Annotated in this window: 13 protein-coding genes; 8 read left to right on the top strand and 5 right to left on the bottom strand. The window is 70.9% G+C overall.

Annotated features, from left to right (window positions below):
- Nucleotides 1-48: 48 nt before the first annotated feature.
- Nucleotides 49-1,266 (bottom strand): MFS transporter, encoded by a 1,218-nt coding sequence (locus WME79_RS19150; RefSeq protein WP_437537849.1) that lies wholly within the window; start codon nucleotides 1,264-1,266, stop codon nucleotides 49-51.
- 219 nt (nucleotides 1,267-1,485) lie between these two features.
- Here WME79_RS19150 and WME79_RS19145 point away from each other — a divergent pair, with 219 nt between their 5' ends.
- Nucleotides 1,486-2,616 carry a pirin family protein gene (locus WME79_RS19145; protein WP_437537846.1) on the top strand — a complete coding sequence of 377 codons (1,131 nt, stop codon included), beginning with the start codon at nucleotides 1,486-1,488 and terminating at the stop codon, nucleotides 2,614-2,616.
- A gap of 34 nt (nucleotides 2,617-2,650) precedes the next feature.
- Here the strand turns inward: WME79_RS19145 and WME79_RS19140 are convergent, their stop codons facing one another.
- Nucleotides 2,651-3,640 (bottom strand): helix-turn-helix transcriptional regulator, encoded by a 990-nt coding sequence (locus tag WME79_RS19140; RefSeq protein ID WP_437537843.1) that lies wholly within the window; start codon nucleotides 3,638-3,640, stop codon nucleotides 2,651-2,653.
- A 115-nt stretch (nucleotides 3,641-3,755) separates the two neighbouring features.
- Nucleotides 3,756-4,673, bottom strand: coding sequence for an SMP-30/gluconolactonase/LRE family protein (locus WME79_RS19135; RefSeq protein ID WP_437537840.1), 918 nt, complete (start codon nucleotides 4,671-4,673; stop codon nucleotides 3,756-3,758).
- 583 nt (nucleotides 4,674-5,256) lie between these two features.
- Between WME79_RS19135 and WME79_RS19130 the strand changes: the two genes are divergently transcribed.
- From WME79_RS19130 to WME79_RS19100, 7 genes are all read left to right on the top strand, one after another.
- Complete coding sequence (locus WME79_RS19130; RefSeq protein WP_437537837.1) at nucleotides 5,257-6,261, top strand: PAS domain-containing protein; 1,005 nt, start codon at nucleotides 5,257-5,259, stop codon at nucleotides 6,259-6,261.
- Between the two features lie 258 nt (nucleotides 6,262-6,519).
- Nucleotides 6,520-7,122, top strand: coding sequence for a cysteine hydrolase family protein (locus tag WME79_RS19125; protein ID WP_437537834.1), 603 nt, complete (start codon nucleotides 6,520-6,522; stop codon nucleotides 7,120-7,122).
- 3 nt (nucleotides 7,123-7,125) lie between these two features.
- Entirely contained in the window at nucleotides 7,126-7,971 is an 846-nt protein-coding gene (locus WME79_RS19120; protein WP_437537831.1) for an ABC transporter permease, read from the top strand.
- A complete protein-coding gene (locus WME79_RS19115) occupies nucleotides 7,968-8,813 on the top strand; it encodes an ABC transporter ATP-binding protein (RefSeq protein WP_437537829.1) in 846 nt (281 codons plus the stop codon). The genes WME79_RS19120 and WME79_RS19115 overlap by 4 nt, the downstream gene beginning before the upstream one ends.
- Complete coding sequence (locus WME79_RS19110) at nucleotides 8,810-9,850, top strand: aliphatic sulfonate ABC transporter substrate-binding protein (RefSeq protein WP_437537826.1); 1,041 nt, start codon at nucleotides 8,810-8,812, stop codon at nucleotides 9,848-9,850. Before WME79_RS19115 ends, WME79_RS19110 begins: the two co-directional genes overlap by 4 nt.
- Nucleotides 9,847-10,305 (top strand): nucleoside deaminase, encoded by a 459-nt coding sequence (locus tag WME79_RS19105; protein WP_437537823.1) that lies wholly within the window; start codon nucleotides 9,847-9,849, stop codon nucleotides 10,303-10,305. The genes WME79_RS19110 and WME79_RS19105 overlap by 4 nt, the downstream gene beginning before the upstream one ends.
- Nucleotides 10,306-10,518: 213 nt before the next feature.
- Nucleotides 10,519-12,126 carry an amidohydrolase family protein gene (locus tag WME79_RS19100; protein WP_437537820.1) on the top strand — a complete coding sequence of 536 codons (1,608 nt, stop codon included), beginning with the start codon at nucleotides 10,519-10,521 and terminating at the stop codon, nucleotides 12,124-12,126.
- Here the strand turns inward: WME79_RS19100 and WME79_RS19095 are convergent.
- The gene (locus WME79_RS19095; RefSeq protein WP_437537817.1) at nucleotides 12,094-13,077 is read right to left on the bottom strand and encodes an asparaginase; all 984 of its coding nucleotides are present in this window, start codon (nucleotides 13,075-13,077) and stop codon (nucleotides 12,094-12,096) included. The genes WME79_RS19100 and WME79_RS19095 overlap by 33 nt on opposite strands.
- A 27-nt stretch (nucleotides 13,078-13,104) precedes the next feature.
- Complete coding sequence (locus WME79_RS19090; RefSeq protein ID WP_437537814.1) at nucleotides 13,105-15,033, bottom strand: leucine-rich repeat domain-containing protein; 1,929 nt, start codon at nucleotides 15,031-15,033, stop codon at nucleotides 13,105-13,107.
- Between the last annotated feature and the right edge of the window lie 113 nt (nucleotides 15,034-15,146).

Below are 15,146 nucleotides of genomic sequence, written 5' to 3'. Positions count from 1 at the left end.
AGGCGCCACAGGCGAGCCCGGGCGCCGCATGGCGCCGCGGCGCGACGGCTACGGGCGCCCTGCTGCCGCGGGCGCGACGCGCCGCTCGATCCCGAGGAACAGCAGCGGCAGCGCGATCGTAAACACGATCGACAGCCCCGCGACGACCGGCATGCCATCGAGGCGGTGATCCGGCAGCTCGTGGAGCATCCTGGCCGCCGCAAACGCGGCGATCGCGGACGCCATGTGCTGCACGGCCGACTGCATCGAGGTGAAGCGCGCCCGCTCGGCGGGGCGCGGCACCTTCGACGTCAGCGTGTTGTACGAGACGTTGCGGAACGTCATGCCCAGCATGAAGACGATGAAGATCGCGAGCACCGGCAGCCCCGGCGTATACGAGACGAACCCGGCGTAGAGGACGCTCGCGAGCACCACCGCCCCCACCGAGCCCGTCTGAAATGCGCCGAGGCGGTCCACCAAGGGTCCCACGGCCCGCATCGCGGCGAAGCTCACCAGGCCCCCCACGAAATAGAGCAGCCCGAGCCGCTCGCGCGGATACCCCAGATTGTACTGCACGTAAGCAGAGATGTTGGGGATCACCAGGAACGACGCCACCGTCAGGATCGCCGTCGTCGCATACGAGAGCAGCACGATCGGCCGGCCGAGGAGCGCGCCGAGCTCGCCGAGCGCGCTGCCCGACGGCGGCGCGCCGGTCAGGTGCTCCCGCATCGACGGCAGGAGGAAGATGGCGAGCCCGGCGACGAGCAGCCCGAGCGCCGCGACAGCGAAGAACGGCAGGGGAAAGCCCCCGCGGCGCGCGAGCTCCAGCCCGGCGGGGACGCCGAGCACCGAGGCGACCGAGAACGAGCCCATCACGACGCCCATCGCCTTGCCGCGCCGCTCGGGCGGGATGACGTCGGCGACGATCGAGAACGAGACGGACGTCGCGGGCCCGCCGAACGCCCCTGCGAGCACGCGCGCCGCCATGAGGCTCGGGAGCCCCGTCGCGAAGCCCCCGGCCGCCGTGCCGGCGACGAGGCCGAGCATCGCCACGGCGAGCGCGCTGCGCCGGTCGAAGCGGTCGAGGAAGAACGCGCCGGCGAGGCCCGAGACCGCGGCCGCCGCCGTGTAGCTGCCGCCGATGAAGCCGATGCTGGACATCGGGATGCCGAGCGCGACCGCGAAGTCGGGCCCGAGCGGCATCACCATCACGAAGTCGAGGATGTTGATGAACTGGACCGCAGCGACAAGGAAGATGATGCTCGATTCAGAGCGCGGTTTGGACACGAGGGTCGACTCTAATCGACTCCAGGCGCGCCCGCCCCGCCTCGGCACGAAAAAGCGCCGCGACGCGCCGCGCTCACGCCCAGACGCACACCCGCGCCGCTTCCCTGCTCTACTCAGCCTGTGCGGCGGCTCGCACGTTGCGCGCGTTGCTCCCGGCGCAACGCCACGTTGCGCGCTCGCACCGTTGTCCCTCCATGAGGTCCACCTTACGATGAGACGATGAGCCCCATGGATCGCCGCACCGCCCTCGGCGCCCTCGCCGCAACGCCTGTCGTCGCCGCGTGCGACCCCTCCGTGCCTTCACCCGACCGCACCGACGAAGCCGCGCTCGCCGCGGCGGACGTCGTCCGCGACGTCGCGACGCTCGGGTTCCCCTGGGAGACGCTCGATCCCTTCCTGTTCTGCGTCCACCACGACGACGCGTACCCGGCCGGCAACGAGCGGATGGGGCCGGCAGCCTCGCTCGCGGGCCGCGCCATCGGGCGCGACTTCGCGGGCAAGGACGGCTGGCGCATGTACCACGGCGACGTGGTCCCCGGCTTCCCGCAACACCCGCACCGCGGCTTCGAGACCGTGACCGTCGTGCGGCGCGGGCTCGTCGATCACGCGGACTCGCTCGGCGCGGCCGCGCGCTACGGGCGCGGCGACGTCCAGTGGCTCACGGCGGGGGGCGGCATCGTCCACGCGGAGATGTTCCCGCTCGTCGAGAAGGACGGGCCCAACCCGCTCGAGCTCTTCCAGATCTGGCTCAACCTGCCGCGCGCCGACAAGCTCGCCGAACCGCACTTCGTGATGATGTGGGGCGACACGATCCCGAGGCAGATCGCGCGCGACGCCGCGGGCAGGACGACCGAGATCACGATCGTCGCCGGCCGCCTCGGCGAGCTCCGCCCGCCGGCCCCGCCGCCGAGGTCGTGGGCGGCGCGCGCGGCGTCCGACGTGGCGATCTGGACGCTCAAGATGGCCCCGGGCGCGCGGTTCACGCTGCCGGCCGCCTCCCCCGGCACGAACCGCGCGCTCTACTTCTTCCGAGGCGCCGAGCTGCGCGTCGGCGCCCGCCGCGTCCCCGCAAGCCACAGGATCACGCTCCGCGACGGCGCCGCCGCGCTGCTCGAGAACGGCCCCGACGAGGCCGAGCTGCTGCTCCTCCAGGGCCGGCCCATCGGCGAGCCCGTCGCGCAGCAAGGCCCCTTCGTGATGACCTCGATGGCGGAGGTCCAGCAGGCCTTCCTCGACTACCGGCGGACGGGCTTTGGCGGCTGGCCGTGGCCGAGCGACGGCCCCGTCCACGCGCGCACGGACGGCCGCTTCGCCCGCTACCCCGACGGCCGCATCGACAAGGCAGGTTGAGCCCGCCGCCTCCGCGTCCCGGCGCGCCGATCCCTCACCGCGCGTCGAGCTCGGGCTCCTCGCTCCAGCAGTCGTTCGCGCTCGCCCGGTGCCGCGCGCGGTACTCCGAGGGGCTGACGCCCTCGGAGCGCCGGAATTGCTCGGCGAAGCGCGACGCCGAGTCGTAGCCGCAGGCCGTCGCGACCTCCAGCACGCCGTGGCGACCCGAGCGCAGGAGCGCCTTGGCGAGATCGAGGCGCTCCTTCCACAGGAGGGCCCTGAACGAGACACCCTTCGCGCCGAGCCGGCGGCGCAGCGTCGCGTCGCTCACCCCGAGCGCGCGCGCGACCTCCGGGGCCGCCCACGGGCGCGCCGGATCGCGGCGCACCAGCGCCCGCACCGCGAGCGTCGGATCGAGCGCAAGCGTCGAGGCGGCGGCGCGCGCCTCGTCGAGCTGCTCCCGGTGCTGCAAGAGCAGGGTCAGGATGAGATCCTCCAGCCGGTGCTCGATGAGCAGCGCGTGCGCGCCGGGCAAGAGGAGCGTGTTCACGAGGTGGATCAGCGCCTGGATCGACGGCATCGCGGAGCGCAGGAGGTGCGGCCGATCCGCCTCGAAGCCGCCGAGCCCCCGCTGGACGCAGAGCGTGGGATAGCGGCGCTGGAGCCGCTCGTCGACCTCGCTGAGCAGCTCGATCGTGAACGAGCGGTAGGCGCCGCGCTCCGGATCGGGCTCGTTCACGAGCTCGAGGGGGATCCCCTGCGGCACGAGCAGGATCTGCCCCTCCCGGGCGACGAGGCGCGTGTTGCCGTCCGGGCCGTCGAGGAAGATCCGCTTCGCGCCGTCGAGGATGAGCACGACGAGCGGCCGGGAGAGCCGCTGTATCGTGATCCGGTCGCGCGTGCGGGTGAAGACGCCGACCCATCGGGCCAGGCCGGCGCCGCTCGCCGAGGACGTGTGCTCCAGGCGGGAGATGGCCTCTCTGAGCGCGCCCCAGGCCTGGGCTTGATCGGTGGGCTCGAGCAGTCGGGTGAGCTGGGTCTTCATGGTCGTTCCTGATGGAAAAGGGCGCGTCTCTCGCCGCGCAGACACAGCGCAGGGCCGGCCGGGGCGGCGCAGCGTAACCGCGCCGCCCCTGGGCCCAAAGCGCTGTTCCACCGGCTCACTTCACGTCGAGCAGGACGATCTCGCCGTCGTTGAAGAGCGGGACGAGCAGGCGATTTCTCGCGCGATCCCAGCCGAGATCGGCGGGGCTCGGGAGATCTGCGGCGAGCGTGGAGACGCGCGGCGCCGCGTCCCCGGCGGGGTCGATCTCGAAGACGGCGCCCGCGTCCCAGCTCGACACGAGGAGCCGGCCGTCGTCGAGGCGCACGAGGCCGTCCAGCGTGCCAGCGGGCAGGGAGATCTCGCGCTGCGGCAGCCCTGAGGCGTCGAGCGCGTCGACCCGCGCTGCGCCGAGGTAAGCCACCCAGATCTCGCCTTCCGCGCACGCCACGCCGTTCGGGTGCGGCAGCGCGGGATCCGCGATCAACCGGGAGACCTCCCCGCCCGGATCGACCGCGACGAGCGCGTCGGTGCCGATCGAGGCGAACGCGCCGTCCTTGATGGCCACGCCGGAGTCCGAGACCACGATCGACCCGTCGGGCATGGCCGCGACGTCGTTGAGCAGGCCGGCGCCGGACACCTCGATGTCCTCGATGGGCGCGCCGTCGCTCGCATCGAAGACGCGGATCGTGTCGATATCGGCCACATAGAGCCTGCCGCCCGCGATGGCCATGCCCTTCGGGGCGCTCAGCGTCACGCCCTCCGATGCGCCGTCGATCCACGTCAGATCGAGGACCTCGCCGTCCGGCGAGACGCGCGAGATGAACGCGCGGTCGTCCTTCTCGACGGGGGAGCCGACGATGTTCGAGACCAGGTAAACGTCGCGCTCCTCGTCGTGGAGCACGGACTCGGGCGTGCTGAAGCCGCCGACGCGGCGGAGCTCCGGCGCTGCCGGGGCCTCGCTCTCGGCGCACGCCGGGAGGACGGCAGAGAGGCAGGCGAGGACCGCGGCGAGGCGTTTCGGTTGCGTTTTCATGGTGTGCTCTCTCGTGTGAACGGGCCGGCGACGCGCCGGCTGGTGCGCCTACCCTGCGCCCGGTCGCCGCGCGGCGCGCGCCCGCGGCGCTCATTGGTACGCCCGAAACGCTCACGCGCCGCGGTTCGCGCCGCTGCCGGCCAAGACGCAAGGCCTCGCGCAGGCCACGGAGCCACACCCGGCCACGGCGCGTCTCGACCAGGGAAGAACCGATCGTTCAAGGCGTCTCCGTCGTTCCACCCGAACGGGGATCGAAACACGCAAGACAACGAATCTCACGTCCACGTCGCCTTATCGGTCACGCGCGCCGCACATGCATCGTCCGCGCTGAATGAGGCAGACTCCCGGCCTGCGCAGATCCGGTCCTGACGAATGCGCGCGCGTAACGGCGCGTAACGGCGCGTGAGGAGCGCGCTCGCCCTCCGCACAGGCGAGCAACGTCTTGGTCGACATCCACGGCACCTCCCGGCCCACGCCGGCGGCACACGCCGTGAGTCGACAACGGACATCGAGCACTTGACAAGTGTTGCGCCCCCGACAATCATGCGTCCACTGTGGCCCGGCCGACACGTGGTACCCTGTAATGCAGTGTCTTTCAGATTCAGATAGCGAGACGCCGCTGCACGAGCAGGTCGCGGCGCTCCGCAGGCGCGTCGCGGAGCTCGAGCAGGCGCTGGCCGAGGCGCAGCAGCCGGGCTCAGCCGTGCGCGAGGCGCGGCCAGCCGAGCAGGGACATGGGCTCCTGGCCAGCTTCTTCGCGGCGGAGGCCTCCGGGTACGCCGCGATGCTCGACGCGATCCCGGCGATGGTGTTCTTCAAGGATCGAGATCACCGGTATCTCGCGGTCAACAAGGCCTATGCGGAGCACTATCGCCTCTCGGTCGACAGGATCGTCGGCAAGCGCGACGAAGAGATATTCGTCGAGGAGGTCGCGCGTAGCTACCGCGAGAACGACGAGACCATCATGTCGGACGGGATCCCGCGGCTCAACGTGGAGCTCCGGTGGAAGCTCGAGGACGGGAGCGACGGCTGGACGCTGGAGAACAACGTCCCGTTCCGCGACGCGCGCGGGCGTGTGCTCGGGATGGTCGGGGTCGTTGTCGACATGACCGCACGAAAGAGGACGGAAGAGGCGCTGCGGAGCACCGAGGCCGATCTCCTCACCATCCAATCGCGCCTCCTCGAGACGATAGCCGCGCTCTCGACGCCGGTCCTGCCCATCGACCACGGGGTCATCGTCGTGCCGCTCATCGGCCATCTCGACACGATGCGGGGCACCCAGCTCATGGCGGCGCTCCTGCAGGGCGTGGAGCGCCACGACGCCGAGTTCGTGATCGTCGATCTCACAGGCGTCCCGATGATCGACAGCGCCGTCGCGCTCCACCTCGTGCGCGCGGTGCAGGCCGTGGGCCTGCTCGGCGCCGAGAGCGTCCTGGTGGGGATGTCGGCCAGCACCGCCGCGGCGCTCGCGAGCTTCGGCGAGACGCTGGAGGGGATCGTCCTCCTGAGAGATCTCCGGGCCGGCGTGCGTTACGCGATGGCGCGGCGGAAGGGGTTGACCGGCGTGCAGCGGATGGCGCCACCGTAGACGACAGGCGACGTCGAGCGGCGCCGAGAGACCTCCCCCTCGCACCTTGTTCCACGCAGCGGGCGACCTCACGCCCTCTCGAAGTGCTCACGCACCCAGGTCTCGCTTGACCCTCCGGCGAGGCGCCGGCTAAATTCCGTTCAGCCTTTTAGCGCTGCATTCCCGGCTGATGTAGAGACGGTCGGTTCATCACTTCACCACACCTCAGCGAGCTCGACGCGCCCCGTGTCCCCTGCGCGTCGAGCGTCCAGACCAGCGATGACGCCACATATCCGCCCGTTGCCCCTCGACCAGGTCCGCCCCGCCACCACCGCCCTCCTCGTCATCGACATGCAGCGGGACTTCGTCGAGGAGGGCGCGCCCTGCGAGGCGCGCGGGGCGCTCGATATCGTACAGCGCGTCAACGCGCTCGCCGCGTGGGCGAGAGGGCACGGCCTGCCGGTCGTCTTCACCCAGGAGATGCACAGGGCCGATCGGTGCGACTTCGGCATCGAGCTGGAGTTCGAGCCGCTGCACTGCCTCGAGGGATCCCGCGGCGCCGAGATGGTCGATGGGCTGCGGATCGAGCCGCAGGATCATCGGATCTTCACCAAGCGGCGCTACGACTGTTTTCTGGGCACCGACCTCGATCTGCTGCTCAGGTGCAAGCAGGTGGAGAACCTCATCTGCTGCGGCGTGTGCACCAACATCTGCGTGCTCAGCACCGTGCTCACCGCGAGGAACCTGGATTACCGCGTGCTGCTCCCGGTCGACGCCGTGGCCGGGACCTCACGGGAGCTCCACGACGCCGCGATCCTCTGCATGAGCAACGCGTTCGCCTACGTCACCGAGAGCGCCGCGGTGATGCAGCTCTTCGGCTGACGGATGCGCGGCGACCGAGCGCCCCGGCCCCCGTCGCGACAGTGCGAGCGACCACCGCCGCGCTGGCTCGCGCTCGGCCGCCCCGTTCCCGCCCGGGTCCGCCTCGCGCTCGGCGCGGCGAGCTTCCTCGCCACCCTCGCGGCGTACGCCGGGCTCGCGGGCCGCGACGGGGTGAACACCGCCCTCGCTCCCACGCTCGCGAGCATCGGGCAGGCGACTGTCGAGGCGCTCGGCTCGGCGGAGCTCTGGCTCGACGTCCGCCATAGCTTCCTGCGGGTCACGGCCGGGTTCGTGGCCGCCGCGCTCCTCGCGGTCCCGCTCGGCGTGCTCGCCGGCGCGTTCCGATCGATCGCCGCGCTGATCGAGCCGCCGACCGAGTTCCTCCGCTATGTCCCCGTGCCGGCGCTGATCCCGCTCGTCATGATCGTGGCGGGCATCGGCGAGGGCGCGAAGGTCCTCCTCGTCTTCCTGGGGACCTTCTTCCAGCTGCTGCTCATGACCGCGGACGAGGTACGGCGGGTCCCGGCGCCGCTGCTCCAGGTCAGCCAGAGCCTCGGAGCCACCCGGCGGGAGATCGTCTGGCGCGTGCTGGCCCCGGCCGCCCTCCCCGGCATCTGGAGCGCGCTGCGCATGTGCAACGGGTGGGCGTGGAGCTACGTCGTCGTCGCGGAGCTCGTGGCCGCCACCGAGGGCCTCGGCTTCCGCATCCTCAGGTTCTATCGCTTCATCCAGACGCCCAGCATCTACGCGTACCTGGCGGTGCTGGGCGCGATCGGCCTCGGGCTCGACTGGGCGTTCGGCGCAGCGCACCGCCGGCTCTTCCGCTGGGCCAGGGGGCGCGGCGCGTGACGCTCTCCGTGCGCGGCGTCAGCAAGGCGTACGCCGGCCGCCGCGGCGAGACCAGCGCCCTCTGCCCGCTCGACCTCGATGTCGGCGAGGGCGAGTTCGTGAGCCTCGTGGGCCCCTCCGGGTGCGGGAAATCGACCCTGCTGCACATCGTCGCGGGGCTCGAGCCGGCGACCACCGGGACCGTCACGCTCGGCGGCGAACGCGTCCTCGGCCCCGGCGCCGAGCTCGGCGTCGTGTTCCAGCAACAGACGCTCTTCCCGTGGCTCAGCGTGCGGGAGAACGTCCGCTTCCCGCTGACGCTGGCCCGCCACCGCGGCCGGGCGCGGCAGGCCGGCTCCGAGCGAGAGGCGGACCGCGTCGAGCGCCTGCTGCGCCTCGTCGATCTGTGGGACTTCCGCGACAGCGCGCCCGCGGAGCTGAGCGGCGGCATGCAGCAACGCGCCGCGCTGGCGCGGGCGCTCGCCGCGCAGCCGGAGGTGCTGCTGATGGATGAGCCGTTCGGCGCCCTCGACGCCCAGACACGTGAGGAGATGCAGGGGCTCCTGCTCCATGTGATCCAACATCACCGGATCACGACGCTCTTCGTCACCCACGACGTGGATGAGGCCCTGATCCTGTCCGATCGCGTGCTGGTCTTCTCCGAGCGCCCCGGCCGCGTCGTGGCGACCTTCGACGTGCCGGTACCCCGGGCGGATCGCTCGCCCGACCTCAAGCTCGACGAGGCGTTGCTGCGCCTCAAACGGGATATCCTCTCGCTCCTGCGGGGGAAGGCCCGCCCCGAGGAGCAGCGCCGCCGCTTGCTCCTCGGGCTCACGCATACGCCGAGGGGAGAGGATCCATGAACCGTAGGACCGTCGTGCTAGAGCTCGGGGCAGCGCTCGCCTGCCTCCTCCTGTCGCCAGGCTGCTCGAAGAAGGACGAGCCAGCGCGCGAGATGCCCGCCGCCGCCGCGCCGGGCGAGAAGCCCGGGGCCGCGGCGAACGCGCCGGTGAAGCTGACCGTGGGACACGACCTGTGGATCGGCTATGCGGGCGTGTTCATCGCGAACGAGCTCGGGCTGTTCAAGCAGGCTGGCCTCGACGTCGAGCTCAAGCCGTTCTCGAACCCCGGGGACACGCTGCCGGCGCTGGCCGCGGGGAAGCTCGATATCGGCCTGACGACCCTGCAGAACCTGGCCGTGCTGAGCGGCAACGGCGACACGGACGTCGTGGCCATCGCGCTCATCGACAGCTCGAACGGCGCGGACGCGGTGGTGGCGAAGGAGGGGGTCGCGTCCATGGCCGATCTCAAGGGCAAGACGGTCGCCCTCACGCTGGGCGAGGTCAATCACATGCTGTTCCTCGCCGGCCTGAAGAAGTCCGGGCTCTCCACGGACGACGTGAAGGTCACGAGCATGAGCGCAGACGATGCAGGGGCCGCGTTCGTGGCGGGGAAGGTCGACGCCGCGGTCACCTGGGAGCCGTGGATCACCAAGGCGACCAAGGGCGGCGGTCGCGTGATCTTCTCGAGCGCCAGCGTCCCCGACACCATCATGGACGCGGTGGCCGTGCGCCGAGCGCGGCTCGCCGAGTCCGGTGACGCCTGCTCGAGGTTCATCGGCGCCATCGATCAGGGGGTGCGCGTCCTGCGCGGCGAGCCCGACAAGGCGATTCCCATCATCGGCAAGTACTTGAACGCTCCGCCCGAGGACGTGAAGGGCATGCTGGGCGGCGACAAGATCTACGACCTGGCCGACAACAAGCAGCTCTTCGGCACGGCGGAGAAGGCCGGCCCCGTGTACGCGTCGATGAAGGCGGTGGTCGACTTCGCTGTCGAGTCCAAGCTCGTCAAGAAGGCGCCGGCGCCGGAGTCGCTGCTCGATCCGAGGCTCGTCCGATGAGCCGCGACGAGGCGCTCATGGCGCGCGCGCTGGAGCTCGCGCGCGGCGCGCAGCGCGCGGGCGAGCCGCCGTTCGGCGCCCTGGTGGCCGCCCCCGACGGCACCGTCGTGGCCGAGGCGACCGACGAGGTGAACGCCCAGCGCGACTTCACATGGCACGCCGAGGTCGGCGCCGTCCGCCGCGCCTGCGCCGCCGCCGGGCCGGACCTCACGGGCTACACGCTGTACACCACCGTGGAGCCGTGCCCGATGTGCTTCACCGCGGCCTGGCTCGCCCGGGTGAGCCGCGTCGTCTTCGGCTGCACGATGCAGGAGGTCACGGCGGCGACCGGCGGCGCGCAGCGCGAGCTGGCCGTCCCCGCGCGGTGGATGAACGAGAACTCCGGCGCGCCCGTCGATCTCGTCGGCGGCGTCCTCGCCGATCGGTGCCTCGCGCTCTTCGCCCAGCCGGTCTGAGTGTTGCTCAGGAAGCAGCCGCGCTGAATCGGTGCTCGATTCCGAGCAACGCGCGAGCAGGGCGCGCCGGAGAGACGCCGAGATCAGCGGTCAAGGAGCGACATCGGGGCAACGGCGTCAAGGCACGCAGGTTGCAGATTGCCGCGCGCCAGCACGGCCATCGATCCCACACAGGCGACATCGGCGCGCCCAACCCCTTTTCCGGAGTCTTTCATGACTGACCGTATCGCTCGTCTCAAGGCCTCGCCCTCCGTGGCTGTCAAGGAGAAGCTCGATTACCCCGTCATCGACACGGACATCCACACCAACGATTACTCGCCGGCGCTGGAGGATTTCGTCGCCACGTACGGAGGCGCCAAGCTCGTCGACGACCTGCGCAAGGCGCTGAGCTCTCGCCGCCGCAACGCCGAGAACAGCAGCGGCAAGGACTGGTACACCCAGACGCCCGAGGAGCGGCAGCACTACCGCACCGTCAGGTCGCCGTGGTGGGCGCGGGTGACGCGCAACACGCTGGACGTGGCCACGTACCACCTGCCGGAGCTGCTCGCCGAGCGCCTCGAGGAGCAAGGGTCCGATTACTCGGTCCTGTTCCCGAACAACACCCTCGCGCCGCTCGCCGTGAAGGACCCGGCCGCGCGGCAGGCGCTCCAGCGCGCGATCAACCACTACCACGCGGAGCTGTTTCGCAAGTACAGCGACCGCCTCACCCCGGTCGCCGGCATCCCGCTGAACACGCCCGAGGAGGGCATCGAAGAGCTGGAGTTCGCCGTCAAGAAGCTGGGGCTCAAGGCGATCAACATCGCTGGCGGCGTGCGCCGCCCCATCAAGGCGATCGCGGAGAAGTACCCGCCGGCGCACCACCCGGAGATCGCGAAGTACGCGACGTACATCGACTTCTACGGCATCGACAGCGAGCACAACTACGATCCTTTCTGGGCGAAGGTGGTCGAGCTCGGCGTGCCCGTCCTCACCCATTATGGGAGCCAGGGCTGGACGGGGCGCTCGTCGATCAGCAACTACATGAACAACCACGTCGGCCACTTCGCCGACGGCTCGGAGGCGTTCGCCAAGGCGCTGTTCTTCGGCGGCGTCACCCGCCGCTTCCCCGGGCTCCGCATCGGCATGCTCGAGGGCGGGGCGGACTGGGGCGCGCGGGTCTACATCCACCTGGTCGACCGCTTCCAGAAGCGCGGCCCGGAGGGCCTGAAGCATTACGACCCGTCGGCGACCGACCGCGCGCTCTTCACCGAGCTCTTCCGGCGGTACGGCGCGGATCTCGCAAAGCTCGCAAACGGGCGCTCCATCGAGGGCGAGCAGCTGATCGCCGACACGCTGGGCGCCAGCTACACGAGCGACGCCCGCCAGCCTGCGCCGGAGTACCGCAACGACTTCGAGGCCGCGGGCATCGAGAAGATCGAGGACATCCGCGACCGCTGGGTGAACAACTTCTTCTTCGGATCCGAGTCGGACGACCGCACCATCGCGGCCGCGTTCAACAACAAGGCGAACCCGCTCGGCGTGAAGATCAACGCCATCTACTCCTCCGACGTCGGCCACTGGGACGTCCCCGACCTGACCGAGGCGCTCGCGGAGAGCTGGAGCCTCGTGGAGGAGGGCGTCCTCAGCGCCGAGGACTTCAAGGCGTACGTGTTCGAGAACCCGTACAAGCTCTACACCGAGGCCAACGCGAGCTTCTTCAAGGGCACGCGGGTCGAGGAGAAGCTGAAGCGGAAGGCGGGCGCCGGCGACGAGCGGCGCGGCCCGCAACCGGGCGCGAAGAGCGAGGGTCTACCCGGCAAGCCGGTCGAAATACGCGCGTAGCGCCGCCCCGTCGAGCCCTGCCCCGAGCGCGAACATCAGCGCGAGCCTCGCCTTGGGCCCCGAGAGCGCGCCCGCGGCGAGCACCCCGAGGTCCCGGAGCCGCCGCCCGCCGCCGGGCGCGCCGTACGTCGGCGTGACCCGCCCGCCGGGGCAGCGTGAGCTCAGCACCACCGGCGTGCCGGCCTGCACCAGCGCGGCGATCGCCCCCTCCCAGCTCCCGCAGACGTTCCCGGCGCCCGAGCCCTCGATCACCACCCCGCGCGCCCCGGCCTCGAGGATCACGCGCAGCAGGAGATCGTCCATCCCGGACGCCATCTTGACGAGGTAGACCCGCGGCTCGGGCGGCGCGAGCGGCAGCGTCGGCGTCCTCGCGGGGCGCGCGTGGACGCGGACGCCCTCGCCGTCGACCCAGCCGAGCGGCCCCACGCCCGGCGAGGCGAACGTGCCGAGCGCGGTCGTGTGGGTCTTCATCACGCACCGGGCAGCGTGGAGCTCGTCGTTCAGCGCGACGAGCACGCCGAGCCCCCGCGCCGAGGGCTCGACCGCGATCCGTGCGGCCGAGACGAGGTTGCGCGGGCCGTCGGTCCCCGCGGTGCTCGCGTCCCGCATCGCGCCGGTGAGCACCACCGGGGTGTCCCCGTCGAGCAGCAGATCCAGCGCGAACGCCGTCTCCTCGAGGGTGTCCGTGCCGTGGGTGACGACGACGCCGGTCACCTCGGGATCGACCTGGAGATCGCGCACGGCGCGCGCGAGCGCCGCGATCCTGTCCGGGCCGATGTTCCAGCTGCTCTCGAGGCAAAACTCGGTGACCGCGATCTCGGCGACGCGGCCGAGCGCGGGCACGTCGGCGACGAGCTCCTCCGCGCGGACGGCGGGCACGGCGGCGCCCGTCTTCGGATCGACGCGGCTCGCGATGGTGCCGCCGGTGGTGACGAGGTGAACGCGAGGCATGGGGCTCCTTGGCTGCGAACCTCGGGCTCAGGGCGAGCAGGGGCCGGTGCCGTTGTCACTCTCGTACGCCTCGAGAGGCGGCTCGTCGAGGCGCTCCAGGAGCGCCTCGACCTCGCATCGAGGCAAGCTCTCATTCTCGACGATCGCGAGCGAAGCTCTGATCGCTCGAGCCCCCACGCCGCGAAGCGTCGCGAGCGACGGGTTCCGCCGGATGCTGAGGTTGTAGATCACCGACAGGTTCTCCAGTCCGGTCAACCCGGGCAACACCTCATTCTCCTCGATGGCGAGGTAGCTCACGTGGACCAGGCCGCGCAAAGCGCCGATGTCGACGAGCGCGCCGTTGCGTTCGATCCACACCTCCTCGGACGTGCCGTCGCCCATGCTCGACGAGCCGAACCCGTCGAGGCTGGCGAGCGCGGCGTTGTCGCGGATATAGAGGTGGGCTGGCATCTCGAGGAGGCCGGTCAGCTGCCGCAGGCTCGTGAGCCGAGGATTGCCCTCGATCCGCAGAAAATCGACATGAGCGAGCTGCGCGAGCCCCGAGAGGCTCACGAGCCCGGCGTTCTGGTACACGCCGAGGGACGTCACCTCCGTGATACCGGCGAGGAAGGACAGGTCCGTCAGGGAGCTGCACGCCTCGACGATCAGCTCGTCGAGGCGTGTCACCCCGCCAAGGTCGATCCTGGTGACCTTGGGGTTGTCCGAGAGGTAGAAGGCCGAAGGAGCGATCTCCGGATTCGAGGGAACGTGCGCGAGAGCCTCGGCGCGCACCAGCTCGGGGTTCGACACGACCGCGAGCTGCACCACGCCGCGGAGCGATTGCAGGCCTTCCAGGCTCACGATCGCGGCGTTGTTGTAGACGGTGAGCGTCTCGACGCTCTCGAGCGCCGCGAGCCCGGTCAGGTCGAGGAGCTGCTCGTTCGACGAGATCTCGATGGTGGTCGCGCGAACCAGGCCATCGAGGCCGCGCAGCGACCTCAGCCGCCGGTTGTTCGTCAGATCGAGGGAGCCGATCGTCTCGAGCCGCTCGATGCCTTGCAAGCTGACGAGTCCATCGTTCTCGGAGATGCGGAGCATCTCGAGATCATCGACGCTGTCGAGGCCCTCGAGGCTGGTCAGCGCGTCGTTGTCGAGGAGGGTGAGCTGCCCCCGGCGCAGGTTGTTCAGCCCGTCCAGCGTCGCGAGCCGGTCGTTGTCCTCGATCCGGAGATCACCCCCCTCGACGCGCTCGAAGCCTGCCATGGACTCGAGCGATCCGTTGCCGTAGACCAGCCACAGGCGGGCAGGCACCCCAGCGCCGGCGAGGCTCTCCAGGAGCGGGTTGCCAGAGATGTTGACGGCTTCCCCGACCCTCTCCAGGCGCTGAAGCCCGCCGAGGCTGCGCAGCGAGGGGTTCTCCATCACCGTAAGACTCTCCCCGATGACGGTGAGGGAGCCGAGGCCGTCCAGGCCGGCCAACCGTTTGGCCTTGGCGATCTCGAGCCCGCCCTCGATGGTCGTCAGGCAGGAGAGCGGTGACAGGTCTACAACGTCGTAGCCGATGTAGAGCGAGCCTTCGAGCACGGCGACTCCGCGCAGGCCCTCGATATCCCTCTGGCTCGTGGCACCCCAGGAGTCGTGGTACACGCGGTTGGGATCACACCCCTGCTCGGCCCCCCCCGCGCCCGTCTCCGGCTCGTCCGGCGCACCGCCCGCGCCTTGACCGCCTGTGCCAGGGGCCCCCCCGGCGCTCGACGTGCTGGTGGTGCTGACGGCGGAGCTGTCGCCCACGCCGCCGCCCCCGTCCCCCCCGACAGAGCTCGAGGCGACGCTGGCACCGCCGCCGGCGCCCGCGGTGGTCGACCCGACCTCGCCTCCGTCCGCCGGCAGGTCGGACGAGGTCACCTCGATCCTGCCCCCGCACGCCGGCACGAGCGCCATCGAGGCGAGCACGCCCACCCACCATGAATTCTTCATCCCGCGAGGGTGAGCTCACTCCGATTTTGCGTCAATGCCAGTCGGAGCCAACCATGAACGTGCGCGGCAGCGTTCTGGGAATTTTGTAGCAGGTGCGGAGCGCGGCCAGGGCG

Source organism: Sorangium sp. So ce726 (genome assembly GCF_051521405.1).
In the GTDB taxonomy this organism is placed as follows: Bacteria; Myxococcota_A; Polyangia; order Polyangiales; family Polyangiaceae; genus Sorangium.
This window is presented reverse-complemented; position numbering and strand designations above follow the sequence as displayed.